Genomic DNA, 26,595 nt, shown 5'->3' on the forward strand with positions numbered 1-26,595 from the left:
GCCCGCAAGCCGCTATTGAATAATGCTAATCTCTTTGCATCGGGAGCCCGGCCGAACGTTCTCAGCTATTTCGCCGGGGCGTACGCCAGCGGATTCAGCTGCAGCGTACGATAGTAGTCCTGCCACTCATGGTACTTTTCTGCATCCTGCCACAGGCGATAGTGCAGACGCGCCAGGGCAACCGGATCGCTAATCAGCGCCAGGCGCTCATCGCGGCTCAGCTTCGTCGGCGCATCGCTTAAGGCATGTTCAACCCGACGGTCACGCGCATGGTCCAGCAGATCGCTTTTCAGGTGACGCGAGGTCGCCATTGCGGTTGCCAGCGCGTTAAACGACGGATGGAACAGCGCATGCATAAAGCCCTGCTTCAGCGCACGCTCGCGGTTCAGCTGCAGATAGGTATCGGTATCCACCAGCTCTTTCGGCGGCGCATACTCTTCCGGGATCAGAAACAGCTTCGCACGCCTGGTCGCCAGCCCGTTGCTTGCCCGGCTGGAAATCACCGAGACAAACGGCGACAGAATCAGCGAGAACACAATCGGCGACAGCCACCACAGGAAGTTCAGATCCAGCCAGCCCATGCCGACGGCCCAGACAATACCCAGCAGCATCTGCGAACCATGACGACGGAACGCTTCGCTCCACGGCGTAGCATCATCGTCGCGCTGCGGCGAGTTCCACACCACTTCCCAGCCGAGGAAAGCGCTAACCACGAATACCGTATGGAACAGCATACGCACCGGCGCCAGCAGCACCGAGAACAGCATTTCCAGCAGCATCGACGCCAGCAGACGCAGCGCGCCGCCGTAGCCTTTCGCGCCCTTAAACCAGATCAGCACCACGCTCAGCAGCTTCGGCAGGAACAGCAGCACCAGCGTGGTGGAGAACAGCGCGATCGCCAGTTCCGGACGCCACTGTGGCCATACCGGGAACAGCTGGCGCGGCTGCAGGAAGTACTGCGGCTCCATTAGCGTATGCACCACCTGCAAGGCGGTAGAGAGCGCAAGGAACAGGAACCACAGCGGCGCGGAAAGATAAGACATGACGCCGGTCAGGAACACCGCACGGTGAACCGGATGCATCCCTTTAACCAGGAACAGGCGGAAGTTCATCAGGTTGCCGTGACACCAGCGGCGGTCACGCTTCAGCTCATCCAGCAGATTCGGCGGCAGCTCTTCATACGAACCGGGCAGATCGTAGGCAATCCACACGCCCCAGCCGGCGCGACGCATCAGCGCGGCCTCGACGAAGTCATGCGAAAGGATCGATCCGGCAAACGAGCCTTCACCCGGCAGCGGCGCCAGCGCGCAGTGCTCGATAAAGGGCTTCACGCGGATAATGGCGTTATGGCCCCAATAGTGCGACTCGCCCAGCTGCCAGAAGTGAAGCCCGGCGGTAAACAGCGGCCCGTAAACGCGCGTGGCAAACTGCTGACAGCGCGCATAGAGCGTATCCATACCGGACGCCTTCGGCGAAGACTGAATAATACCGGCGTTTGGATTCGCTTCCATCATGCGCACCAGACCGGTCAGACATTCGCCGCTCATTACGCTGTCCGCATCCAGCACCACCATATAGCTGTACTGGCTGCCCCAGCGGCGGCAGAAGTCATCGATGTTGCCGCTTTTACGCTTCACGCGGCGACGGCGGCGGCGATAAAAGATCTTCCCTGCCCCGCCCACGTCGCGCACCAGCTCCATCCAGGCTTTCTGCTCTGCCACAGCAATATCGGCATCGTAGCTGTCGCTAAGGATATAAACATCAAAATGCTGGCTTTCTCCGCTGCGAACCACCGATTCCCAGGTGGCGCGCAAACCGGCAAAGACGCGTTCTACGTCTTCGTTACAGATCGGCATAATCAGCGCGGTACGATGCGTGGGATCGATCGGCTCATTGCCGGTAAGCGAATAAGAGATACTGTACTTATCGCGCCCAATCAGCAGCTGAAGGAAGCCCATCAGCGCCGTCCAGAAACCGGCGGAGACCCAGCAGAACAGAATGGCGAACAGGAACAGAATCCCGGTCTGCAATACATAAGGCAGCAGCTGCAGCAGCGACTGCTGCCAGTTCTGGTTGAGCATATCCATCGGATCGATCAGCGCCCAGCCCTGGTAAGGCAGAATGGTCTTCATATACCAGGTCGCGACTACCGTCTGGAAAATCGTCAGGATCAGCAGGATATAGCGACGAACTGAGCCGACGTGACGCCATTTATCTTCCTGGCGCTGTTCTTCCGCCGAGGCGTAGCGCGGCGTTGATTTATGTCCGCGCAGCGAATCCCAGGCGCGAGCCAGCGGGTTGGTACGCCAGGCTTCCGGGAACATCAGCGAACGCTTTACCGGCGGCATCGCCTTCAGCGTGGTGCGTCCGAGATAATCCTCGCTGAACTGCCTGCCGTCGTCCAGCGAGTCCGGCCAGCTCATTTTAATACGCGATTTTACCGAGGTCAGCGGCGCGTCGTCGGGACGCACTTCGGCCAGGCCGTCCTGGCCCAGCTGCTGATGTAAGGTGCTGTAAATATCACCGCCCGCCTCCGGGGCGGGCAGATTTGACGACAGCGCCGCTTTGCCGTCCGACGGCAGCGGCAGCACGTCGATATAGTCAGCGGGAGTTAGGATTGATTTATTCATTGGCAGGCAACTGATAGCTCCATGTTTCCGTCAGCGCTTTATCACCGTTAACCAGTGCGGCACGCATTTCGGTCGGCTGCTTATTGTCTTTTACGCGAATGCGCAACATTAAGCGCCAGCCTTTGGTCACCGGGTTATAGCGCACGCTCTGTTCAACAATCTCACCGTTATTGCCGATGCTGACCTGAGGCGTGACCGGCGTGTTATCCGGCAGCGCGCTCATATCCTGACCGACAAAATCCACCACAAAAGCGAGGGTGCCGTCTGGCTGGCGCACCAGGTTTGACTGTTTCACGTCGCCGGTAGAACGCAGCGTGTTTTTCACCCATGCGGTATCCGGCGAATGCAGCTGGTCTTCATTACGGGTAAAGTGCAGACGATATTTAAAGTTCATCTCCTTGCCCGGATCCGGCAGGTTCTCCGGCGTCCAGAAGGCAACGATATTATCGTTGGTTTCGTCTGCCGTCGGGATCTCAACCAGCTCTACGCGACCTTTACCCCAGTCGCCCTGCGGCTCGATCCAGCCGCTGGGGCGCAGATCGTAACGATCGTCGAGATCCTGATACTGATTGAATTCGCGTCCGCGCTGCAGCAGGCCAAAACCTTTCGGGTTTTCCACGGTAAAGGTGCTGACCGCCAGGTGTTTCGGATTGTTCAGCGGACGCCAGATCCATTCGCCGTTACCGGCATGAATCGACAGACCGTTGGAATCATGCAGAGAAGGACGATAGTTGACTATCGGAGAAGGCTGATTCGGGCCATACAGGAACATACTGGTCAGCGGCGCAACGCCCAGCTTGCCCACTTTGTCACGCAGATAGACTTTTGCCTGAACATCCACGTTGGTATCGCTGCCCGGACGCAGCACAAAGCGGTAGGCGCCGGTCGCGCGCGGCGAATCCAGCAGCGCATAAATAACTAACTGTTTATCCTGCGGTTTCGGACGTTGGATCCAGAATTCGCGGAAGCGTGGGAACTCTTCGCCGGAGGGCAGCGCGGTATCGATCGCCAGCCCACGTGAAGAGAGGCCATAAACCTGGCCGCCGCCAATCACGCGGAAATAGCTGGCACCCAGGAAGCTGGTAATTTCGTCATCTTTATCTTTGGCGTTTAACGGATAAAGCACTTTAAAACCGGCGAAACCCAGGTTCTTAATGGTTTCCGGATCGTGATGAACATTGCCAAAATTAAAATAGTCCGGGCTGTATTTGATTTCCCGCACCGCGTTGGCGGTGATTTCGTGAAGTTTCACCGGCGTATCGAAATACATGCCCTGATGATAAAACTCCAGCTTGAATGGGGTTTTCAGTTTATGCCAATAGGCTTTATCGTGATTAAACTGGATCTGCTGATAGTCAGCATATTTCATGTCGCGGAACTGAGAGGGCAAATTGCTCTTCGGCGCTTCGAAACTTTTTCCCGCTAACGACTTTGCCTCTTTTGCTACATCATCAATGCTAAAAGCCCAACCGGTGTTGGTATACAAGGCAAACAGAACTGCCGCACTAACCCAGTGCAGTTTTTTCAGTCCCGATTTATTTTTGTTAGTAATCAGCACATCCCCCCCTTTCGTGTGCTTAAATCAATCCCATCCATATTAATGGATTATTCGGTTTTCCGACAGTATACCTGTCGTTTTGTTCCGGTATTCTCTGCCCTCAGAGCTTATCTCTGCGTTGTTCGTCTGTTACAGAATCGGCTGATATTATATGGATTTCCGTTCCGGTAAAGTAAAGCGCTTACTTTTGTCAGGTTCAGGGCGAGCCGGTATATAAAACGTACTAAATCTGGATAACTATGCTTACTAAACCCCAGCAGCGTGAATATTTCTTCGATTCTATTCGCGCGTATCTGATGCTTCTTGGCGTTCCTTTTCATGTTTCTCTTATTTATTCCAGCCATCAGTGGTCCGTTAACAGCGCGGAACCGTCGCTGTGGTTAACCGTGTTTAATGACTTTATTCATGCATTTCGTATGCAGGTGTTTTTTGTCATATCCGGTTACTTTTCTTATATGCTTTATTTGCGCTATACGCCGCAGGAATGGTGGAAAGTGCGCGTTGAGCGCGTCGGTATTCCCATACTAAGCGCCATTCCGCTGATCACCCTGCCCCAGTTTTTTATGCTGAAAGCATGGACCGGGAAAATCACCGGCTGGTCGCAGTTTTCCACCTATGACAAATATAATACTTTAGTCTGGGAACTGGTTTCTCACCTGTGGTTTTTGCTGGTGCTGGTTATTTTTACCACGCTGGGGCTGGGGCTATTTCACCGCCTGCGCATGGCTGCGCAAAACGATGCCGCCGCGCCCGGCTGGCCAGTCTTAACCCTGGCGATCCTGTTTTACAGCCTGTGCTGGTGTACGTTTCGCCGCCTGATCTTTATTTTTCAGCCGGCGCTGCTCACCGATGGGCTGTTTAACTTCACCGTGATGCAAACCCTGTTTTATCTGCCCTTCTTCTGTCTTGGCGCGTTAGCCTGGCGTAATCCGGCGCTGAAGGCGCGCTTTGTGCGCTTTAATCCGTGGACGCTTATCGGTTCGGTGCTGGCGTTTTTCGCCTATATGGCCAACCAGCGCTACAGCAGCGGGGAAGGCTGGATGTATGAAATCGATGCGGTGGTGTCGATGCTGATGGGCCTGTGGATGGTCAACGTGGTGTTCGCCTTTGGACATCGTTTTTTAAATGCCCATTCGCCGCGCATTACCTGGCTGGTCAACGCCTCGCTGTTTATTTATCTGGTGCATCATCCGCTGACGCTGCTGTACGGCATCTTTATTACGCCGCATATTCACAATAATGCGCTGGGCTTTATCGCCGGCCTGGCGTTTGTATTCGGTATCGCCTTTGTACTGTATGAAATTCATCGGCGCATCCCGCTGCTGCGCTTCCTGTTCTCCGGGAAAAAGGCCCGTCCCTGAGCGACAGGCGGGCAAGGATGCCCGCTATAACAACCACTCCACCGGCAGACGCCAAACCAGATGCACCAGCAGACGCTGGTAAAAGCGCGTTTTCGGCTCATGCTTATGCACGATTTCTCCCGCTTCGCCTTCATACTCCACCCAGTTAACCCGGCCCCATTTATCCAGCCGCAGCGTCCAGGCGCGCTCGCGCATCTCCTCGACAAATCGCTGATGGATATTGCTTGCCAACACTTCGCTTTCGATCAGCAGCCCCATTTCGGTATTCAGCACCGCCGAGCGCGGATCGAAATTAAAAGAGCCGATAAACACTTTCTGGTTATCGACGCTAAAGGTTTTGGCATGCAGGCTGGAGCCGGAATTCCCGGTTAGCCCACGATCGTGCGGCTTCTCTTCGCTGCTGTTTTGCGGCTTTAGCTCATACAGCTTAACACCGTGCCGCAGCAGTTTTTTGCGCCATTTGGCATAGCCGGCATGCACCACCGAAACATCGTTAGCCGCCAGCGAGTTAGTGAGGATCGCGATTTTGACGCCGCTGCGCGCCAGCAGCAGCAGCTGCGCCACGCCCGCGCGCGTCGGGACAAAATAGGCGGAAATAATATCGAACTGCCGCTGTGGGCGACCAATAATTTCCAGCATCCGCTGCGGCAGCAACGTGCTGCGCCGCGCCTTGCCCAACCCTTTACGCGGATCGTCGCTCAGCAGACGCGCCGGCGCCCAGATCATCTCCAACTCGCCGCTGTCCAGCTGCGCTATATAGCCGCAGGACTGCACGCGCTGCATATAGCGCTGCACCTGTTCGCTGTCGCGCCAGGCCTCAGGCAGCGTGACCGCAGCGCGGGAATCTTCCGGCGCATCATCCACCACCGCCGAAAAAGCGTTAACCGCCCCGCTCTGCCAGTAGCGCTCAAAATCGGCCGCAACCTCTTCCACTACCGGCCCGATCGCCATGACATCCAGATCGGAAAACAGCGGCTGCTTGCCTGCGCCAAAATATTCATCGCCGATATTGCGCCCGCCAACGATGGTAACCATATTATCAACGGTCAGGCTTTTATTGTGCATCCGCCGGTTTAAACGGGCGAAGTCGCTGAGATAACCCAGCGCCCGCAGGGTGCGGAAAGAGAACGGATTAAATAAGCGGATTTCAATGTTGGGATGGCGATTCAGCTCGCTCAGCGTTTTGTCCAGGCCCATAGTGTTGTTGTCATCCAGCAGCAAACGCACCCGGACGCCCCGGTCAGCCGCCTCCAGCAGCGCGCTGAACAGCAGCCGCCCGGACATATCGTTTTGCCAGATGTAATACTGAATATCGATGCGTTCTTCCGCCATCGATAACAGCTGATAGCGGGCAGCGAAGGCGTCCAGCCCATCGCTTAATGAATGCAAACCGCTGTGCTGAGGATGCTGAACGGTACGGGGTTTAACGGCCCTGGCGAGGCGGGTACGGCTGTCTGCAGGCGTAACGTTATCCTGCGGGTAAAACGCTTCAGCCATTATTTTTCCTTTTTTTCTAAACCTGATGGTTATTATTCACCGTCTGCTCCGCCGACGTCATCCGACTGTTCTGAATGCTGGCGATAAAGACGATAGCTCTCCTCATCAAAGCAGACCAGCCAGACCTGCTGCGGATAGTCGTGCTGCTGCAAAAACTGGCTGATGGTCCGCAAGGCGATCGCCGCCGCCGCCGCTTTAGGGTAGCCATAAATACCGGTGCTGATGGCCGGAAAGGCGATGGTGGCGAAGCGATGCTCCGCCGCCAGCCGCAGGCTATTATTATAGGCGCTGGCCAGCAGCTCCGCTTCGCCCTGGCCGCCGCCGCGCCAGACCGGGCCAACGGTATGGATCACCGCCCGCGCCGGTAAGTTGCCAGCCCCGGTCAGCACCGCCTCTCCCGTCGGGCAGCCGCCCCGGCTCGCCGCCAGCTGGCGGCACTCGGCCAACAGCGCCGGACCCGCCGCGCGATGGATAGCGCCGTCAACGCCGCCGCCGCCAAGTAAGCTGCTGTTCGCCGCGTTAACAATCGCGTCTGCCTGCTGGCGAGTAATATCGCCCTGGATAATACGTAGTCGGCTATGCATATTTCGCTCCTCGCAATATCAACGGTGAAAAACGGGTCAGGGGTGCCATTTAGTCTAGACTTAGCGAAACGTTCCGCGCCTGCCTTTTTTACGGGAGAAGAACCGCATGCTCATTACCTCATCGCCTGAGTCACCGCAGCGTCATCAACCGTCACTGTTTAACAGTTTTTTTCAGGGCAGCTTTCCCTGCTCAACCGCCTGCCGCAGCGAAGGTAAGCGTCTGGATATGATTATCAGCAGCGGGCACGATATGCTGGCTCATAAGGATTATGCCGCGCTGGCGGAGCATCGCCTGCTGACCGCCCGCGACGGCGCACGCTGGTATCTGATCGAAAAAACGCCCGGCGAGTATGACTGGTCCTCTTTCCTGCCGATGGTGCATGCCGCCAGCCAGCATGGCATCCAGGTTATCTGGGAGGTGGCGCATTTTGGCTATCCGGACCATCTCGATATTTGGTCAGCCGGGTTCGTTGACGCCTTCGCCCGCTTCGCCCGCGCCATGGCGGAAGTGATGCAAAACGAGGGCGTTGAGCAACCTTTTTTCACGCCGATTAACCAGATCTCTTTTTGGTCGTGGGCGGGGGCGGAAGTTGCCTGGCTTAACCCTTACGCGAGCGGACGCGGTCTGGCGCTGAAAAAACAGCTGGTGCGCGCCAGCCTGGCGGCCATCGCCGCGATTCGTGACGTCTGTCCGCAGGCGCGCTTTGTGTTAACAGAACCGCTGGTGCATGTTGCGCCCGTCGATGAGAGTGCGGCAGCGCGCGAAGAGGCGCGGCGTCAGCATCTTTCACAGTTCGATGCCTGGGATATGCTGTGCGGCACACAGTGCCCGGAACTGGGCGGCAGCCCGGAGGCGCTGGATATTATCGGCCTGAACTACTATCCCGATAATCAACGGTTCAACGACGGCTCGCCCTTAAACGCGACGCATTCTGCCTGGCGTCCGCTGCATCTGCTGTTGCAGGAGGTCTGGCAACGCTATCAGCGCCCAATGCTGCTGACGGAGACCGGCGCGGAAGGCGAAGCGCGGGTCAACTGGCTGAACATTGTCGCTGAAGAGGTCGAGCTGGCGCTGGAACAGGGCGTGGCGATGGAGGGCATTTCGCTCTATCCGGTCGTGGAGTATCCGGCATGGGCAGACGATCATCGCACGCCTGGCTCGCTATTTGGCCTGCCCGATCCCAACGGCAGCCGCACGCTATATGAACCGCTGGCGCTGGCGTTACGCAGCCAGCAAATCAAGTTACAAAATCGGGGAAAAGGTTAAGGGCTGAGCGGGCGGCACTGTACCGATCTGAACTGCCGGCGCGGCTGGCGACGAACCGGTTGCTGAATGAATTATGACATCCATAGCGTAACGATAATAACAAACAATATCAGCGAAAAAGAGGTCAATAACAGCACCACAATAGTAAACTGCGCATCGTCAAGCAGCGGCGGTTCTTCTCGTTCTGGAGGTTCAGGCGGCAAAGTTTCATTCATTTTTCGTTATCATCACAGCGGGCATAACCGATAAACCGGACACCGCCCTGCTTCTGCACTGCGGCCGTTTAGTGTAGCACAGCCGGTTTAAATCGTAACCGCGCGTTGAGGCCGCGCCGAACGTCATCGATCCGGCGCGGCGGTGAGAGAGGTTAAGGCTGCCAGCCGCCGCCCAACGCCCGATACAGATCGATTTGCGCCAGCAGCAAATTACTTTTCAGCTGTATCACGTTCAGCTGCGCGCTGAACAGCGTACGCTGGGCGTCCAGCTCGTCAAGATAGGAAGCATAGCCGTTCTGATAGCGGTTACGGGCGATACGCAGCGTGTCGGCGGCAATCTCCTGCTGCTTTTCTACCTCCTGCAGCTGCGCCTGGGTCTGCCGAATCGCATCCAGCGCATCGTTCACTTCGCTAAAGGCGTTACGCACTACTTTCTCATAGCCGTACAGCGCCTGATTGCGCGATGCCATCGAAACATCTACCTGCGCCGTCAACGCTTCACGGTTCAGCAGCGGCGCCAGCACGCTGCCGCCAATGCTCCACAGGCGGAAAGGGTTATCCACCAGCTGATGCAGTACCGAAGATTGCAGGGTGCCGGAGGCGGTCAGGTTAAGCGAAGGCAGCAGCTGCGCCTGAGAAGAGGCGAGCGTTTGGTCCGCCGCCAGCAGCAGCCGCTGAGCCTGAACAATATCTGGCCGACGCTGCAGCAGCTCCGACGGCAACAGCGACGGCAGCTGCTGCGGCATCACCTGCGTAAAGTTCGACCGGCGAGCAATGCGGCGCGGATTCATGCCGACTAAAATACTCAGCGCGTTTTCCTGCTGATGGATTTGATGTTCAAGCTGCGGAATTTGCGCCTTCGCCGCCTGATATTCCGAGGCGGCCTGCATCCACTCCAGTCGCGAGGTATAGCCCGCGGCAAACTGGCGCTGCGCCAGATTAAGCGAATTCTCACGCGTCGCCAGCGTCGCCTGGGTCACGCGCAGCTGCTCGTCCAACGCCAGCAACGATATGTAGCCGGAAGCAACCGAGGTGGCGATCGTCAGCTCGGCGGCGGCGGCGGCGGCCTGCTGCGCCGCCAGCGAGGCGCGTGCCGCATCGATACTGCTGCTACGCGCTCCCCACAGATCCACGTCATAATTTGCCTGCAGCAATCCCTGATAAACGTCGCTCTCGTACGGTTGTCCGGTCGCGGCTGACAGCGAGCGCGCCCGCGTTGCGCCTACGCCGACATCCAGCGTAGGGAAATTATCGCCAGCGGCGGCGCGCAGCTGCGCCCGATATTCATCAACGCGTGAACGGGCGGTAAGAATATCGGGGTTATTACGCAGCGCCTGGGTCACCAGCTGGTTCAGATCGGGATCGGCAAAGGTACGCCACCAGTTCGCCTCCGGCGCGGCGGACGGCCCCACCTGATAACGCCACTGAGGCGGGATCGGTAACGACGACGGCGCCCTGGCAACTTCGCTGGCGCAGCCGACCAGCAGCGGGATCAGCAGCGCCAGCGCCTGCGGTTTCCAGCGCATCATGGCCGCGACTCCTCTGCGGCGGAGGTATCGATATTCACCTCTACCGACATGCCGGGACGCAGGCGCGCCTGCGCGTCATCCGTAATCCTGATGCGTACCGGAATACGCTGGGCTATTTTCACAAAGTTGCCGGTGGCGTTATCCGGTGAAATAGCGCTGAACTCCGAGCCTGCCGCCGGAGAGATAAATTCCACCACGCCGTGAAATTCCGCGCCGTTCAGGGCATCCACGCTAAAGGTGACCGGCAGGCCGGGACGCACGTGTGCCATCTGCGTCTCTTTCATATTGGCGATCACCCATTTTTGCCCCGGCACCAGCGACGTCAGCCGCGTTCCCGCCGAAACATAAGCGCCGCGCCGTACTGAAATCTGTCCCAGCTGCCCCTCTTCCGGAGCAATAATGCGCGTGTTATCTAAATCGATTTGCGCCAGCTGCAGCGCCGCCTGCGCATTGGCGACGTCCGCCTCCAGCGAGGCGCGGTTAACCATTACCGTTTGCCGATCCTGACGTGACACTTCCAGCGTAGCCTTCGCCTGCTGCACGGCAGTCACCGCCGCGCTGTTAGCCGCGCGCGCCGCGTCACGCTCACGAATCGACAGGGAGCCGTCCGCCACCAGATTTTCCACCCGCTTTAAATCAAAGCCGCTTTTCGTCGCCTGCGCCTGGGCATTTTCCAGCGCGGCCTGGTTACGCACAATGACCGCTTCGGCGCTACGACGCTGCTGCTGATTATTGGCTAACGCCGCCTGCTTCATCGCCAGCTGCGCTTTCGCCTGCTCGACCCGTTGCCGATAAATACGATCGTCAATGGTCATCAGAACGTCACCCTTATGAACCGGCTGTAGATCCTGTACGTTAACTGCAGTGATATAACCGCTTACCTGCGGGCTGATAAAGGTTACCTGGCCGCGCACATACGCATTTTCCGTGCTTTGCACCGCGCTGGTAAAAGGCCACAGCTGCCAGGCGTAAAGGATGACCAGTACGCCAACCAGGGCGATACCGCTGCCAACGGCGATTGACAGGATACGAAATTTATTATTACGCTCGCGCTCGGCGGCTTTGAGTTCTTCCTGCTGGCTCATTGTTTCTCCATGCTGGCTGATGTTGCCGGAATTGTTTGGGCAGCAGCGGCATCGCGCTGCTGCTGGCGTCGGGTGATAATACGCTGGTATATCAGGCGATAGAGCACCCATATCAGGGTGCAAAAGGCCAGGCCGGCGGTCAGTAAATAGGTGTCGTTCCACGCCAGCACGTTGGCCTGCAGCGTGGAGATGGTTTGCAGCTGCGACACTGCCTGCGCGCTTAGCAGCGTGCTGTCGCCCAGCTGGCTATTAAACAGGGCGCTATACTGGCTGAGGCGATCGGTTACGTTGGGATCGAGCAGTGAAAGCTGGTCGCCCAGCAGGCTGGAGTGATATTTTTCCCGCCACACCTGAAAAGTGCCGAGAATTGCGGAACCAATCAGACCGCCTAAGTTCTGGCTCATGCCGAACAGCACCACGAAACTCACCAGGTTTTTCGGCTGGGTAACCACTCTGCCGACCCCCATCAGCATCGCCGGCGCCATAAAGAAAACGCTGCTGAAACCCAGCAGGAACTGGCTGAGATACATATTTTGCGGACGCGTCAGCGGGTTGGAGTGGCTATCAATAAACGACGCGATCATCATAATCAGCAAAGAGGTTACAATCGGCCAGCTAAAATGCGCGGGCTTTAAGGTCAGCGCACTGGCGGTAATGCCCAGCAGCACGCCGGCAATAATTGCCAGCGCCAGGCCATGCATCTGATCGTTCAGCAGGCCGACCTGCTGCAAAAAGCCGATAGCCCCGCTGTTCTGCTCCGCCAGCACCACGCGCAGCATAATCATCACGATACCCAGCCGGATAACGGCTCCGCTGCCCAGCCAGCGCGTATTGATCAACGGATTTTTACGGTTATGCTCAATCACCACCGCGCTGACAATCAGCACCAGCGCCAGCGCCAGGCAGATACCGAGCCACGGCGTACTGAACCACCATTCGATGCGTCCCAGCGACAGCACGCCGCACAACAGCGCCATCCCCGGCGCCATTAAAATAAAGGTGACGAAGTCCATTTTTTCAAACACTTTGTTGCGATCGCTGGGCGGCAGCTTCAGCATCAGCACGCATCCCATCGCCATCATCGCCAGCCCCAGCTCAAACAGATAAAGCCCGCGCCACTCCTCCAGCTGCAGCAGTTCTGAAGAGAACAGCCGCGCCAGTGGAATAGCCAGCTGCGAGACGCTAATGCCGATCGCCAGCGCCTTAAGGCGATGTTTTGCCGGCCATGCCTGAATCTGATAATAAATGCCCAGTGAACTCAGCGCGGCCGCCACCATGCCGTGCGCGGTACGGACAATGATCGCCGAGCTGAGATCGTTAACGAACAGATGAAAGAACGCCACCAGCACATACAGCAGCAGAAAAGCCTCGGTAAAGATGCGCAGGCCGAACTGTTGACGAAACTTCACCAGCAGCAGGTTGATGGAGATATTCCCCATCACGTAAACCGCCGGTAGCCAGGCGATTTCATTGGAATAAGCGCCAAAGGTGCCCTGCAGGTTGGTCAGATTAGCCGTTACCAGCGCATTACTCAGCGCGCCCGTTAAGCTAATCAGCAGGCCAACCAGCCCAAAAGCGATGCGTTTTTTGGTAGGATGAATCGGCGTTGAAGGTGAACCGGGCAGCGTTGGCTTTTCATGCGGCTGCCACTGGCGCGGAGCATAAGGGTTCGATTTCGCCACGTCAGAGAGTTCCTGTCTTATCCAGCAGTTGTTGCAGTACGCGCTGGGCTATCGCCAACTCGCTACGATCGATATTCATTAGCAGCTCGTCGCGTAACCGGTCTGCTTCCACTTTGACTTTGTCAAAAACCGCCCAGCCTTCGGCGGTGACAATAAGCAAGCGCTTACGTCGATCCTCCTCCGGCTGCAGACGCTCTATTAGCCGTTGCGTCACCAGCCGATCGATCAGCGGCACCATGCTGGCTTCCTCCAGCCCCAGCACCTGCGCCAGCGCTTTTTGCGTTATGGGTGCACTTTCACTGGCCAGCGTGGCGATAGCCAGCCAGCTATTCATGCTGAGTCCGCTCTCTTTTAACCGGCGATCGATAGCCAGTCGCCAGGCATGTGCAGTGAGCTGCAGCAGGCGAGGAAAGCGTTGAGAGGAATCCAAAATATAGGCACCTAATAATTAGACTTCTATGTAAATATCTATCGATAAGTATAGGCGCTGAGTAAAGGAGTTGTGAAGAAGCGCGTGGGGTTATTATGGTGCAAAAAATGGCATTCTTGCTGGAGCGGACAATGCAGAACCCGGCACTGGGACGCTCCCGCTACCGGCGGCAAACCGTTCGTGCGTTAACGATTTGAGCAACTTCTCCGACCACCAGCCCATTAAGAAAATTCTCAATTCAGCGCGTTCAGCCCGTTTTTATCGCTAACTTTTTAACAAATGTTACAAGCGAAACGTTTTCTTTATGGGCTTGCATAGCGTTTTCATAGTTAGTGAGCTGTTTAATTATTTGATAATTAAATGATAGTACATTTTACCTAAGCCTTATGTGTACAGCTTTACCTTTGTTGTATAGCTTTACACTCACTGAGCGAAACGCAGCTAAGCTAAGCTCTGTAACGAATGATGCATTTGCGTCGCCTCTGAAGGTGTTTAACCCGGATTTCCACTTTCAGAGGTTTTTTTTCGCCTGAAGAATGCGTGGTATCCTGCTCACAACATCATTTGTTTTCGGCGGTAGTAATTAAACTTTGACCATTCTGTTGGACGATCCCTTAAGCCTTGACGCGCTGCCAGCCTGGTTAAAGAGAACCAACATGCGGAGAGGGTGGTTATGTAATCCCATTTCAGACTGGCGCTTCTCATCGGAGGGAAGACTGGCCTGAAACTGGTATCAACAGGAAATTAAAGGTAACATGCGCCTCTTGTCCTGCATGGGCAATTCAGACCTTTCAGATCCATGATGCGTCCTGCTGCATCTGACATTAAGACAATAAGAGCCTGCACTATTATGACCACCTCTTCTGAGGCGAACGCTGAAAAGCATGCCGACAGCGAGCTAACTGTCGCCCGAGTATTGCGCTCGCCTAAATTATTTACGCGCGAATGTCTGGCTGGCGTAATTACCGCGCTGGCATTAATCCCTGAGGTTATCTCTTTTTCGGTGATTGCCGGGGTTGATCCGAAGGTCAGCCTGATTGCCTCGGTGGTGCTGGCGCTTACGCTGTCGCTGCTGGGCGGTCGGCCTGCCATGGTGACCGCCGCCGCCGGCTCGGTTGCGCTGGTGATCGGCCCGATGGTGCGCGCCCATGGCATTGAATATATTATGCCCGCCGTGCTGATGGGCGGCGTCATTCAGATCCTGTTCGGCCTTGCCGGGCTGGCGCGCATGATGCGCTATATTCCTCGCTCGGTGATGCTGGGCTTTGTGAACGCGCTGGGCGTGCTGATCTTCTTTGCTCAGGTGCCGCACGTTTGGGGTCAGTCGCTGCCGGTATGGCTGCTGTTTGCTCTGACGCTGATTATCGTGCTGCTGCTGCCGCGAATTTTGAAGAGCGTCCCTTCCCCGCTGGTAGCGATTGTGGTTATCACCGCGATTGCCGTTTTCTGTGGGCTGCACGTGCCAAACGTCGGAGATGAAGGCCCGATGAAGGCTGGCCTGCCGGGCCTGAATCAGCTGGCCGTACCGCTTAATCTGGCGACGCTGCAAATTGTCTGGCCAACGGCACTGAGCATCGCGCTGGTGGGCATTATGGAATCTTTATTAACGGCGAAGCTGGTTGACGATCTTACCGATACGTCTTCCAGCAAACGTCGTGAATGTTGGGGTCTGGGTATCGGCAATATCCTTGCGGGCTTTTACGGCGGGATTGCCGGTTGCGCCATGATTGGTCAGACCATTGTTAACGTTGAGTTAGGCAAGGCGCGTACACGTATCTCTACCGTCGCGGCCGCGCTGGTTCTGTTGCTGCTGGTGACCGGACTCAGCGCGCTGATGGCGCAGATCCCGATGGTGGTGCTGGCGGGTATTATGATGATCGTAGCGCTAAAAACCGTTAACTGGCATAGCCTGCAGCCCGCCACCCTAAAACGTATCCCGCTGTCGGAAACGGTAATCATGGTGCTGACGGTTGCCGTGACCGTCTGGACCGGTAACCTGGCCATTGGCGTGGTTGGCGGCGTTATTTTTGCTATTTTACTGTTTGCCCGTCGCGTGGCGCACGTTATCCATGCGGAACGGCAGCTGAGCGAAGAGGGTGAATCGGTGCGCTATGTGGTGCGTGGCCCGCTGTTTTTTGGCAGCAGCAACGACCTGTTTGAGCATTTTGACTATGCGCACGATCCGCAGGATGTCACTATTGATTTAACGCACGCGCAGATTTGGGATGCCTCCAGCGTAGCGGCGCTTGATGCTATCGAAAACCGCTATCAGCGCTATGATGCCCAGGTAAAAATTATCGGACTGGACAGGCGCAGCAGCGATTTTCATCGTCGTCTGAGCGGTATGCTGTAACCCAGACCGTCTGTTAAGCTTGATTCGCCCGTCGTCTGACGGCGGGCTTGATATAACCAGCAGCTAAGCAAGGCGCTTTTTTACCCGCATCTTTTGTCGGCCATCAAAAAGCGCCCTGCCGTTGCCGCTTTTTCTCCTGCCAGGCTTTTACTGGCTCGATGCCCGACGCAGGACAAAATGGGGTTGTTTTAGTATGTTGTAACTAATGCGCTTTCGTAAAACTTTGCGCACGGCAAAAGATGGGAATGGCGGAGCATGTATTAGAGTGGCGATTGCGTTGAGCCGGCTCTGCAGAGAAGCATTGCATGTTATGTGGACTAACGGAACTTCAGCTTTTAACCAGATCATCGATGCGGTAGTGAATGAACTCCAGAAAAAATGATGCAGTAATGCACACTCTTTCATTACGTTGGCTCACTAATCGGTGGCCTGCTCATACTGTTATGCGCGTATTGGTTTTTCTATTTTGAGAGCTGGTCCGAACGAGGCCTGTATCGGTATAACCCTGTTTGCCGCATACTTACTGGTGAAGCGGGTGCTTAAAAAATACTGTTAAACCAGGGGTCACCCAGGTGACGCTCTCCTTCGTCCATTAACTTCCGTTCAGCCCGGCCATTATCGCGCGGCCGCTCTCGTTTAATCAACTCCTGGGTTAAATAGCCGATTTCATTTTTCACTCATCAGCAAAACCCCTCTTCCTGTGCGCCGTCCCGCCGGGCCTGGCATCTGATCACACCTTTAACCAGGATGCAACAGATAGCAGATTATCATCACGGTGGACAACGCTGGCGGCAAGCTGGCGATGCGCGGCGCAGTAGCCGTTACCTGATTCTAAGGAAATACAAAAACAAAAAAACCGCCCTTGGGCGGTTACGACATTACTACTTATTGCTTTGATTTTATTCGGTATTATTTATGGTGCCCGGGGCGGGACTTGAACCCGCACAGCCATACAGCCGAGGGATTTTAAATCCCTTGTGTCTACCGATTTCACCACCCGGGCAGGGTGTAAAGTGGAGGCGCGTCCCGGAGTCGAACCGAGGTGGACGGATTTGCAATCCGCTGCATGGCCACTCTGCCAACGCGCCTTTATTCCGTTTGATTATCCGTATTCGAATAATCTAATTCTTAACCGGAGTGCAATCTTTGCTCAGATGCTAACCCCTTGATTCGAGAAGTTTTTTCACGTTCCCTCATCAGATGGACGGCATTATGGACTAACTTCCCGCGGTTGGCAACCCCCCAAACTTAAATTTTTTAAGAAGCTTTTCCATGCAAGACAACGCTGTACGAATCGTCGGCGCTTTCTGTTCTGTTTTTATCCTTCACGGTTAAACCGTCGCCAGCGGGGCTTATTCCATTAGCGGACCGCTATAAGGTATAGACGGAGTTTAGCCATAGCGACAGTCGTATGATAAATCTGTGCGTCAGCCCGCTTTGCTGGCTACAGCTTAAATTACCAAACACTGGCCCGCTTATCGACCTCACTACAGCGCAGATACATATCACAGGCGGTCAGATAGTCTGTATGCCACCGCCAGTAAAGATGCAGAAAATACCAGACGCTCGCTGGCAGGTAACAGAGAAAGAAGTAGAGGCTAAACGGCAGGCTCCACGCCAGCCACGCCAGCAGCGCGTTGATAAAGATTATCCACAGCATCTGTAGCAGCGCAAAAAAAACCAGGCGGACTGCCAAAGGTTTCGCCTGTAGCGCAGCGCAGGGAACGGCGGCGGAAAAGGAAAAATCGATTTCCCGCAGGAACAGCCTGCCGAGGAAAACGTACTTTTTTGACAGCCGAGCGAACAGTAAATTAATGGTTAACACCACCAGACACAGGATAAACATCGCCACCGTAAGCGCCGGTGACAGCCACCCGTGGTTAAGGGAAAAATCGGGGTTATTTTTCAGCGGGCTGACGGTTAATATATTCAACGCGCAATTCATAAGCATGAAACGGCTTACGTAATGATAGAGCGTGCGATATTGCACTTTATGCCGCGTGATGTCGGCCAACTGCCGGATATAAATCGATCGCAATCCCTTGAATACCAGACAGACCAGTAACGACAGCAGGCTATACAGGCCTAAAATAGCATATCGGCTTTCCGTCAGCGCTAATCCCCAGCCGCTTATTACCCAGCAGACCAGTGCGGTAAACGCGCACGCCACCAGCGGACGGGACAAAAAGATTTCCGCCCCGGACAGCGTTTTGCCGTTAAAGCAGGTCAGATCGACGTTTTTGATCGCGCCCTTATACATCCAGTACGCCTTTAAATCATAAATAAGATGGAACAGCACAATCGCCAGAATTCCGCTGATAAATCCCGCATCCTGCTGGGTTAGCGAAAAGGCATTATTTTTCCAGTAAAAACCCCAGGGCACTAAAATAATAAGGTAGATAAAAGGGATCAACCGTTTGTCCTGATAACGAATGAAAACCAGATAATCGGGGATCATAGTAGCCTCAGTGACATAACAGGATTTTTCTGCAGTGTAATAACCGCTGCGGCGAGAAAGCAGGAAAATCGCTTAGCAGCGACGCCAGCCAGGCCTTATGACTAATATCGATCAGAAGCGGCGGGTTTTCTTCGGCCAGAAGATGCTCAACGATCCCCGTCCACTTTACGGTATGGGTCAAATGAAGCGACAAGTTTTCCCGGATCGCCTGCGGATGATATTCTGGCTGGCCGCTGACATTCATTAACACCTTATGTCGCGGCTGCCCGATAGTAACCGCAGCAAGGTAATCCCGCATGGGTTGAACGCCCTCCTGCATCAGGCGAGTATGCCAGGCTCCGCTCACTCCCAGCCTTATGGTTTCGCAGCGGGCCCGGCGTGAAAATTCGCTTAACGCCGAGGTGGTTCCCCCCACCACCTGCTGACGGCAGCTGTTATCACAGCTGATATCCAGTTCAGGGCTATGATCGGCAATCAGCTTGCGCGTGGTCAAATAGTCCACTCCTTTTACCGCCAGCATAGAGCCCTTATTTCTTTTGCTTAGCTCATGCATGGTGGCCGCGCGAAAGTGAATAAGGGAGAAGAGTGCTTCCAGCGTGATGGCGCCAGCCGCATACAGAGCGCTGTATTCGCCCACGCTATGGCCACAGGATGCGGTAATTTTTATCCCTTTTTCCCGCAGCAGCGTATAAAATGTGATATTGATTGCCGTAACGGCAAGCTGCTGTACCGGAGTTTGTACCAGCTTATTTACCGGCCCTTTTAAACAAACACGACGAATATCAATACCGGAAACATCACTGGCGCAGTCCCAAATCCTGCGGGTATGCTGATTAATATCCCAGAGATCGGCCCCCATACCGGTAACTGGACTTCCCTGCCCGGCAAAAATCAATGCCGCAGGCCGTTTTTGATGATTTATATCCATATTCCCTTCTCAGAAATAATATTTAAACCCGGAATAAATTCCCGCCGTTTTACCAAACAGACCAAACTCACTATCGCTGCTTCCCTGAGTGCAATAAAGCCCGCTATAAATATCTATATTCCTTTTTGCCTGCGTCAGCGGTTTATTAAAATGCACGCCTAACATCGCGCTTTTATCCTGCATATTAACGATGCCATAGGCTCGCAGGCTGGCGTCATCATTCATAACCAGCGTGGCATAGGTATTAAGGTAATGTTTACCCTGTAGGTTACCTTTATTGGTGATATTATTTATTTCCGCCGCCATTAAATATTTATACGCATCAAAGGCGCGATCGACGGGAGCAAACCCCGTGCGCTGGTTCAGATAGCGGATAAAATTTATCTGCCTGCGCCACTGATGACGGGAATATCCTTCACTCTGGAAATAATATTCCACGCCAAGCTGACTGAAGCGATAGGTGGTGTATTGTCCTGACAAAGCCAGTTCTATGCCGTTCCGGCGATCGCGCTGAAAAAGCACAGAGGGAAAGATGCCGTTCTGTACCTGTTCAACGCGCTCGCCCGCCAGGTGACGCCACTGTTGTTTAGCATGCCAGGCCAGCTCGGCGTTAAATGTCCACTGCGGCGCAGGATGAAAACTATCAGCCACGGCAAGCGTTCTGCTATCGCCGAGCCGCAGGCTCGCCGAGGGCGTATGGGCAAGCAGACGATAATCGGTATAGGAGAGCAGATAGCGCTCGCTGGCGTTAGAGCGTTCAATAGCAGACCAGCTGCCGGAAGATTCGTAGCGCTTATCAATCTGCGTTAGCTGTGGCACAACGGTTAAAGACCAGGCGTAGTTAAGCGCATCCGTTGATAATTTTACGCCCCAAAAGGATTCGCTATAGATCTCCTGCAGCGTCGGATCGTAAATCCTGCCCGGCTTAAAGCCTGCATAATAATTATGCAGTAAATCCGCAGGCGACTTCAGATAAAACAACCCCGGTTTCGCGCTGAATTTACCGGCTGTAATAAGGGAAGCGTCTGATAGTTGATAAGAGAAGCTGAGCCGATAAAGCGCGGCCCGCGTGCGTCGCCTGTCTTTTTCAAAAGCAGCAGGCGTTTGCCAGGGATAATAAGCCAGAGCCAACAGCGAAATATCCGTATTAAGCGCATTTTCGATTAGCTCACAGCGGTTATCGTACCTGATAGCCATATCACTCACGCTGTTATTACCCCGATAAGGATTCTTCTGCATTATTTGCCAACGGGAAGGATCTTTGTGTATCCAGGACTGCTGTGCGTAAAGCTGGACATTGGCCTCCGGCAGGCAATCCGCCAGCAGGCATAGCGGCAATAATAACAGCGCCAGCAGCAACCTAATGGCGATCGCCATCAGTTTCCTCCCCGCTGGATATACTCTTTAGTAAAATGTGAAACGGGAAGCGATTCAAACCGAATATTACTGTATTCCATTACCGAATAACCTTTACCGTGGCGGAGATCCTGTACCACGATTTTTGTCGGCCTGGCTTTACCTAATACCGGCTGATAGCGCTGATAAATAACCTGCTTAACCAGCTGATTATCCAGTGAATAATATTCGGCTTTCCAGGGACGGTAGTCACCGCCTTTTTCTACCCAATAAACTATCCGGGGCCATGTTGCGGCGGGTGACTTTCGTTTCAGATCCAGCGTGTAGCAAAGGGTTTCTCCGCAGGGCGCTTCACCCACCAGTTCAGCATGATAGGCATACTCGAAGTTCGTTACGATAACGTCACCATTGGAGATCTGCCCCAGCAGCCTCTGCTGCGGCGAAATGGGGATCGGCCGCCGAAGCTCCGGCGTGTAAAACCAAAGTGCATACCAGTCCGACAGCATTATTTTCCCCCTGTCACGCGGTGGCCAGACAAACCGCACCAGGGAGCGCGCATCCGCCTGTCCGCCCTTTTCCGGCTTAATAAAGCGCATCGAGATATCCAGTATCTGCTTGTTGGCTGGCTGCGATGTCGCCGATTTATACTCCTGTATCGTTACCGTATAGCGGAAAGGTTTATTGGGAGAGCGCACCTCGTCTGCGAGCCGAATAATTTCCAGCGCCTGCGGCGGCGCGACATCGGCCCATCCGCTGACACAAAATAAAACAAAGGGAATTCCCGCCCTTTTCATCTCTCTTCCTTTAGCTGGATTTAAAAGCGTCGGCGATATTTAAGCGCGATGCCCGAATCGCTGGCAAAATAGCGGCCAATGCGGAGGTCAGCACCGGCAATAAAAACGTAACGGCGTACAGTTCGACGCTGTCCGTTTTGATAAAGGCGGTATATCCGTGGGTTTGTCCGGGAGAAGGCGGCATGGCAATACCCTGCAGGTTAATGATCCCGGCCAGCGCGTAACCTGTCAGCAGGCTACCGATCCCGCCCAGGCCGCCGATAAATATTCCCTCCAGCAGAAACAGCCGGATAATATGAGCCGGCCGGAGGCCAATGGCGCGCAGAGTGGTGATCTCACGGGTACGTTCCACAATATTCATGGTCATGGCGTTGCTAATCATAAAAATAACAATCAGCGCCACTATCGCCCGGATAAAGAAATAGATCCCAGCGAGCAGGCTTTCAACCTGTTGATAAAATAGCGACGCTTCTTTCCAGCTGCGGGTGGTCAACGGCAGGTTGTTATCGTTAATAAATTGCTGAAGCCTGTGCCTGAACGCCGGGAGATCGGCATCATTTTTCAATAAAATTAAAATTTTACTGACGCCCTCGGTGCCCATAATGCGCTGGGCAGTAGCCAGCGGAACCTTCATTGCCACATCATCGTAGTCTTTAATGCCGGAAGAAAAGATGCCGCGCAGCTTTAAAGAGAGCGCTCCCTGCCCGCCGCTGCTGTTCACCACCATCAAATCCAGCCAGTCCGCATAATGCGCGTTAAGCGTGGTTGCTAAACCGCTGCCCAGCGTCACCTCTTCTTTAATGCGCGATAAATCGCTGCCGGAAAGCAGCTTCTCGAAAGAACCGAGTTTAAGCGCCGGTACCGGCTCGATGCCCAGGGCAGAAAAATAGCTTGAGATTTCATTTTCATAATGTGAAATGACGCCGGTAAATTCCAGCTGCCCTGAAAGAGTGGCGATATATGCAGCCAGTTCAGGATGGTTTTCTATTTCCGCTTTCAGCGTTTGATAATCTTTAATAAGGCTCAGGTTCTTATTGGACGTCTGGAAATAGAGCGGATTATAGATCTGGATATGGCCGACGTTCATTCTGACCGTTTGCTCTTTCAGGATCCAGAACGCGTAATCAATAAACCCTCCGTAGCTAAAAATGGCGACGCCTCCGATAACGATCGCCATAAGGGTAGAAAATGAACGCCGCCTGTGCCTGAAAAGATTCAACAGAGCAAATGTGGTTATCTGCCTGCTGCACAGCATGCAGTAAATAACAAAACAGACGATGAGCGCGGCGGCTATCAGGCTTGCGGTAACCATCATTTATTTTCCCCAGGCTAAAGGCAGCACGATTTTTGTGACTTCGCCTGCATCCCATTCCGGCACGGCATTTAGCGCTAAAGAAAGGGAAGTTAAATGCGGATGCGTCTGCTTTATCTGCGTCAGCAAAGCCGCCGCCTGTTTAAATTGTCCGCAGTTATGTAAAGCGCGGTAGCGCATATATTGAACGTGGCTCAGCATATCCCCATCATCTTTCATGGCGGTATTCAGGATAAACTGCGTGTCGCTTAGCGCGATAACACAGCGGCCAGGCGTCGCGGTTAGAAAAGCGTCCACTCTGGCCCTTAAATAGCGCACGCGCGGGTCGTTCTCATAAAGCTCAGCGGCCTCATCCAGATAAAAAAAGCCTGACCTGGCATATTCAGAGGCCTTAATGATGTCGTTTTCTGCGGCAAACCGATCCGCCAGCTTTAGCATTCCGTAGGAATAAAATATCAGCGAGGCAATATTTTTCTGCTGCTGATATTCAGTAAACAGGTTATCCGTCAGGGTGTGTAACTCAGCCCTGTTCATCGGAAACTGGTGCTGGATAATTTTCGCCACCATCGGTGGAGAAACGGCGCCCGTGGCCTGCGTCGTTAAGCCCGTCAGCAGCCCCATACCGCACAACAGCCAGCCGCTAATTCTCATCGACTTCTCCATCCCTGATTTCGACGATACGCCCGGCCCGCTCTTTGAGCTGGGCCGAATGCGTTGAGATAATAAAAGTAGTGCCGGTTTCCTGATTGATTTTTATTAGCAGATCTAAAATCGCCCCGCCGGTCGCTAAATCGAGGTTGCCTGTAGGCTCATCCGCTACCACCAGCTTCGGCTGATGCGCCAGCGCTCTGGCAATGGCCACTCGTTGTTGCTGACCGCCTGAAAGCTGGCCCGGTTTACGATTCGCCAGGTGGAACAGACCGACGCTGTTGAGATAATGCAGCGCGCGCTCCCTGGCTTCTTTTTTCTGATAGCGTCCATTAAGCAGCAGCGGATAACGGACATTGTCCAGCGCATTCAGCACCGGAATCAGGTTAAAGGATTGAAAAATAAAGCCAAGATGCTGGCCTCTGATAACGGAGAGCTGTTGCTCATTCAACGCATCAAGCAACTTGCAAAACAGCATCACCGTTCCGCTGGATGGCCGATCAATGCCAGACAAAATGTTCAGCAGTGTGCTTTTCCCGCTGCCTGAAGGGCCGCATAGCGCAACGAACTCGCCGTGCGCAATCTCCAGATTTACCGCTTTCAGCGCATCGACTCTACTTTCATTGCGGCCATAGCTTTTATTCACGCCGCTTAAGGCTATCGCCGGCAGTTCCCTGATATTACTTGCCATCCCTGTTCCCTTAAGGCTCATAGCGGGTATCGAAATAGTGATAGCCGCCCAACGCGTCGGGCATGACCGTGCGCATTTTCCCGGAAGACGCGGCGTGCCGGTCGAGATAAATCCAGCCCAGCGCCGGCGTAAGGCACCCGCTATCACCATACTTCTCGCTCAGGCTGATAATATCAGGCATCGATGCGTGCTGATTATCCGCGCCCTGCCGATAAAGCAGGTTAGTGCTTAATCCGGCTACGGCCAGCTGAGTTATATCGGCGTTATCTGCACATAGCGTATCCAGGGTTATTTTATGACTGGCGGGAAGGGCATATTTGCCGCACTCCACCTGTAGAGCACTCTTACGCTGACTAAAGATAAAGCAGCCTACGCGCTCTACGGAGATATTCATTTGGCTGTCACGGCTTTTATCCTGGGCCACGCTTTCCGCCGTTGAAAAAACCAGGAGCGGAATGGCGCGATAGGTGACACAAATTACGACAAAATCGAACACATCCCAGCTGAGGTAATCCTGCGCCATTCTTAGCGCCTGCATAAAAGCGTGCTGCTCTCCGCGTACTTTGCAGGCAAATTCCTTCACTGAGAATTTTTTCAGCAGATTTTTCGGCAGCGTATCAATTACCGCCACGTGTAAGGCGCTGGTGATATTTTCAAACAGACCTGATTCGCCCCAGGCGTCAGCATAAATAAATGCAGTACGCGATTTCATTAATCGCATGCGTTCTTTAGCCACGAGCTGTTGTAAAGCCTGCTCTGCAGCCTGCTCCATCGCTTCGATATAGTTAATATAGGCCGGCTTCCTGATCATCTCTCGGGCATACAGCGCTTTATCACAGCCAAACCGTTTGAAATACCATCCCTGCGCGTTGGTCGATTTTATCGCCCGGTTATAAAGATGCGACTCCCAAACGTTTAGCCAGCTGGGATAATAGAGATAAAATTCCTCTTCCGGCTCGATAACAGAGAAAGAGGATAGATAGACCTTATTCATTGCCGCTTTCCTGTTGATGATCATCGGACATCACTACAGCGATAATGGCCCCGTCCAGGCTCACGCCCACTTTCAACAGATGAGGCTGATTATGTTTTATTGTCTCCCCGCCATTAAGTAGCCAGGGTGCCAGCGTGGTTATAATTGCATCATTAACCCGCGCAGGGATCAGCTCCCTCTGGGTTAAGGCGTAGTGAGCAATAATTAAATCAACCACTCCGGAGCCGGTGGCGGTATAGCCCATCTGCCCTTTATAGGCCAGCACGGGAATTGAGACGTTCGTTAATAGCAGAGCAAGCGCCTGCGCTTCGGCTTTATCACTGACTTCAGAGCCGTTGCCATGAGGAATAATCGCGCACAGATTTGCAAGTGCAACGCCTGCCTGCAGCAGCGCGCTTTTCATCAGCCTGAGCAGGCTGGTGGCTAAATAAGCCGCATCATTACTGCGGCTTGCGCCGATCTGACGATAAACGGATTGTAACCGGACGCCAGCCGTCATCTGCCGGGCATAACGGTGTCGGCGGCTTTCCAGCAACATGACGCACTGCCCCTCGGCAACCAGCGCGCTTTTGCTGTGTTCGCCAAAAGGCTGAACCACTTCGCTTTCCAGCATCGCCTGGCTTTCCAGAAACCATAAATCCTGCGTCTTAATTTCTGAACAGCTAATCACCATGATGAGATCGGCCGTCCCCTTTTCTATCGCCTGACAGCCGATATGCACCGCCGCCAGCGAGGAGTTACTGGCACAGTTAAGATTGGGCGGCAGATATTGCAGGCCATATTTTTGCGCCAGCTGCTGCGCCAGCCGATCCTGCGACATATTCGCTATCTGTAGCTGCGCTACGGAGGCCGTAAGCTTGATATCTTCCAGATCGTTGCGGTCGTAGAAAGATTTATACGCCTTCGCATCCACTCTTGGCCCCTGACCCGTCAGATAAACCCTGACGTTTTCTCCGGCCAGGCAGCTTTTATCCAGTCGCGCCTGTTCAAGCGTGTTATCAATCAGGCGCGCCAGTTGGTCAAGTACGCTTTCTTTTCCAGGCTGCAGCCGGGCAAAACGCCGGTTACGTTTAAATCCGCCTTTGATGGCTTCACTGTCCGAGGCAAACCATCCGCTGGTCGCCACCTGCTTACCCTGCCGCAGCCTGGCAATTAATTCATCGCTGGTGTTGGCGAACGGCAAACAGAGGCTGTACCCGGCGATAATCGCTGCATTATCCAGA

General features: G+C 54.4%; 21 protein-coding genes and 2 tRNA genes. 3 read left to right on the forward strand and 20 right to left on the reverse strand.

The annotated features are described in order from the left end of the window. Positions 1-65 precede the first annotated feature (65 nt). A complete protein-coding gene (gene mdoH / locus COO59_RS00950) occupies positions 66-2,630 on the reverse strand; it encodes a glucans biosynthesis glucosyltransferase MdoH (protein WP_103057968.1) in 2,565 nt (854 codons plus the stop codon). Then, positions 2,623-4,158 (reverse strand): glucan biosynthesis protein G, encoded by a 1,536-nt coding sequence (locus tag COO59_RS00955; RefSeq protein WP_103058253.1) that lies wholly within the window; start codon positions 4,156-4,158, stop codon positions 2,623-2,625. The genes mdoH and COO59_RS00955 overlap by 8 nt, the downstream gene beginning before the upstream one ends. Before the next feature lie 269 nt (positions 4,159-4,427). Here COO59_RS00955 and mdoC point away from each other — a divergent pair, with 269 nt between their 5' ends. Then, positions 4,428-5,549: a glucans biosynthesis protein MdoC gene (gene mdoC, locus COO59_RS00960; protein ID WP_103057969.1), complete on the forward strand. Its 1,122-nt coding sequence runs from the start codon at positions 4,428-4,430 to the stop codon at positions 5,547-5,549. A 24-nt stretch (positions 5,550-5,573) separates the two neighbouring features. Here the strand turns inward: mdoC and COO59_RS00965 are convergent, their stop codons facing one another. Further along, positions 5,574-7,046: a phospholipase D-like domain-containing protein gene (locus COO59_RS00965; protein WP_103057970.1), complete on the reverse strand. Its 1,473-nt coding sequence runs from the start codon at positions 7,044-7,046 to the stop codon at positions 5,574-5,576. 32 nt (positions 7,047-7,078) lie between these two features. Then, complete coding sequence (locus COO59_RS00970) at positions 7,079-7,630, reverse strand: O-acetyl-ADP-ribose deacetylase (RefSeq protein WP_103057971.1); 552 nt, start codon at positions 7,628-7,630, stop codon at positions 7,079-7,081. A 106-nt stretch (positions 7,631-7,736) separates the two neighbouring features. Here COO59_RS00970 and COO59_RS00975 point away from each other — a divergent pair, with 106 nt between their 5' ends. Continuing rightward, a complete protein-coding gene (locus COO59_RS00975; RefSeq protein ID WP_103057972.1) occupies positions 7,737-8,897 on the forward strand; it encodes a glycoside hydrolase family 1 protein in 1,161 nt (386 codons plus the stop codon). Positions 8,898-8,968: 71 nt separating this feature from the next. Here COO59_RS00975 and COO59_RS20850 read toward each other — a convergent pair whose 3' ends face one another. The 5 genes from COO59_RS20850 to COO59_RS00995 form a co-directional block, all read right to left on the reverse strand. Beyond that, positions 8,969-9,112 carry a hypothetical protein gene (locus tag COO59_RS20850; RefSeq protein ID WP_165786470.1) on the reverse strand — a complete coding sequence of 48 codons (144 nt, stop codon included), beginning with the start codon at positions 9,110-9,112 and terminating at the stop codon, positions 8,969-8,971. A 152-nt stretch (positions 9,113-9,264) separates the two neighbouring features. After that, positions 9,265-10,638 carry an efflux transporter outer membrane subunit gene (locus tag COO59_RS00980; protein WP_103058254.1) on the reverse strand — a complete coding sequence of 458 codons (1,374 nt, stop codon included), beginning with the start codon at positions 10,636-10,638 and terminating at the stop codon, positions 9,265-9,267. Beyond that, the gene (locus COO59_RS00985; RefSeq protein WP_103057973.1) at positions 10,638-11,726 is read right to left on the reverse strand and encodes an HlyD family secretion protein; all 1,089 of its coding nucleotides are present in this window, start codon (positions 11,724-11,726) and stop codon (positions 10,638-10,640) included. Before COO59_RS00985 ends, COO59_RS00980 begins: the two co-directional genes overlap by 1 nt. Then, positions 11,723-13,408, reverse strand: a complete 1,686-nt coding sequence (locus COO59_RS00990) for an MFS transporter (RefSeq protein WP_103057974.1) — start codon at positions 13,406-13,408, stop codon at positions 11,723-11,725. The genes COO59_RS00985 and COO59_RS00990 overlap by 4 nt, the downstream gene beginning before the upstream one ends. Position 13,409: 1 nt before the next feature. Further along, positions 13,410-13,841 carry a MarR family winged helix-turn-helix transcriptional regulator gene (locus tag COO59_RS00995; protein WP_409371624.1) on the reverse strand — a complete coding sequence of 144 codons (432 nt, stop codon included), beginning with the start codon at positions 13,839-13,841 and terminating at the stop codon, positions 13,410-13,412. A gap of 847 nt (positions 13,842-14,688) precedes the next feature. Between COO59_RS00995 and COO59_RS01000 the strand changes: the two genes are divergently transcribed. Next, positions 14,689-16,191, forward strand: coding sequence for a SulP family inorganic anion transporter (locus COO59_RS01000; protein ID WP_103057976.1), 1,503 nt, complete (start codon positions 14,689-14,691; stop codon positions 16,189-16,191). Between the two features lie 916 nt (positions 16,192-17,107). Here COO59_RS01000 and COO59_RS01005 read toward each other — a convergent pair. From COO59_RS01005 to COO59_RS01055, 11 genes are all read right to left on the reverse strand, one after another. After that, positions 17,108-17,194: transfer RNA gene (locus tag COO59_RS01005), tRNA-Leu, on the reverse strand. Positions 17,195-17,205: 11 nt separating this feature from the next. Then, positions 17,206-17,279, reverse strand: a tRNA-Cys gene (locus COO59_RS01010). A gap of 368 nt (positions 17,280-17,647) precedes the next feature. Further along, positions 17,648-18,649, reverse strand: coding sequence for a hypothetical protein (locus COO59_RS01015; RefSeq protein ID WP_103057977.1), 1,002 nt, complete (start codon positions 18,647-18,649; stop codon positions 17,648-17,650). A 7-nt stretch (positions 18,650-18,656) separates the two neighbouring features. Further along, complete coding sequence (locus tag COO59_RS01020) at positions 18,657-19,577, reverse strand: ACP S-malonyltransferase (RefSeq protein WP_103057978.1); 921 nt, start codon at positions 19,575-19,577, stop codon at positions 18,657-18,659. Positions 19,578-19,586: 9 nt separating this feature from the next. Then, positions 19,587-20,954, reverse strand: a complete 1,368-nt coding sequence (locus COO59_RS01025) for a hypothetical protein (protein WP_240614062.1) — start codon at positions 20,952-20,954, stop codon at positions 19,587-19,589. Beyond that, positions 20,954-21,727, reverse strand: coding sequence for an outer membrane lipoprotein-sorting protein (locus tag COO59_RS01030; RefSeq protein ID WP_103057979.1), 774 nt, complete (start codon positions 21,725-21,727; stop codon positions 20,954-20,956). The genes COO59_RS01025 and COO59_RS01030 overlap by 1 nt, the downstream gene beginning before the upstream one ends. Positions 21,728-21,737: 10 nt before the next feature. Further along, positions 21,738-23,042 (reverse strand): ABC transporter permease, encoded by a 1,305-nt coding sequence (locus COO59_RS01035; protein WP_409371621.1) that lies wholly within the window; start codon positions 23,040-23,042, stop codon positions 21,738-21,740. Continuing rightward, positions 23,043-23,690, reverse strand: coding sequence for a hypothetical protein (locus COO59_RS01040; protein ID WP_103057980.1), 648 nt, complete (start codon positions 23,688-23,690; stop codon positions 23,043-23,045). After that, positions 23,680-24,378: an ABC transporter ATP-binding protein gene (locus COO59_RS01045; RefSeq protein ID WP_103057981.1), complete on the reverse strand. Its 699-nt coding sequence runs from the start codon at positions 24,376-24,378 to the stop codon at positions 23,680-23,682. The genes COO59_RS01040 and COO59_RS01045 overlap by 11 nt, the downstream gene beginning before the upstream one ends. A gap of 10 nt (positions 24,379-24,388) precedes the next feature. Then, positions 24,389-25,372: an ATP-binding protein gene (locus COO59_RS01050; protein ID WP_103057982.1), complete on the reverse strand. Its 984-nt coding sequence runs from the start codon at positions 25,370-25,372 to the stop codon at positions 24,389-24,391. Continuing rightward, complete coding sequence (locus tag COO59_RS01055) at positions 25,365-26,594, reverse strand: beta-ketoacyl synthase N-terminal-like domain-containing protein (protein ID WP_103058257.1); 1,230 nt, start codon at positions 26,592-26,594, stop codon at positions 25,365-25,367. Before COO59_RS01055 ends, COO59_RS01050 begins: the two co-directional genes overlap by 8 nt. Position 26,595: the final 1 nt, after the last annotated feature.

Source organism: Mixta theicola, from assembly GCF_002895925.1.
Taxonomy (GTDB): domain Bacteria; phylum Pseudomonadota; class Gammaproteobacteria; order Enterobacterales; family Enterobacteriaceae; genus Mixta; species Mixta theicola.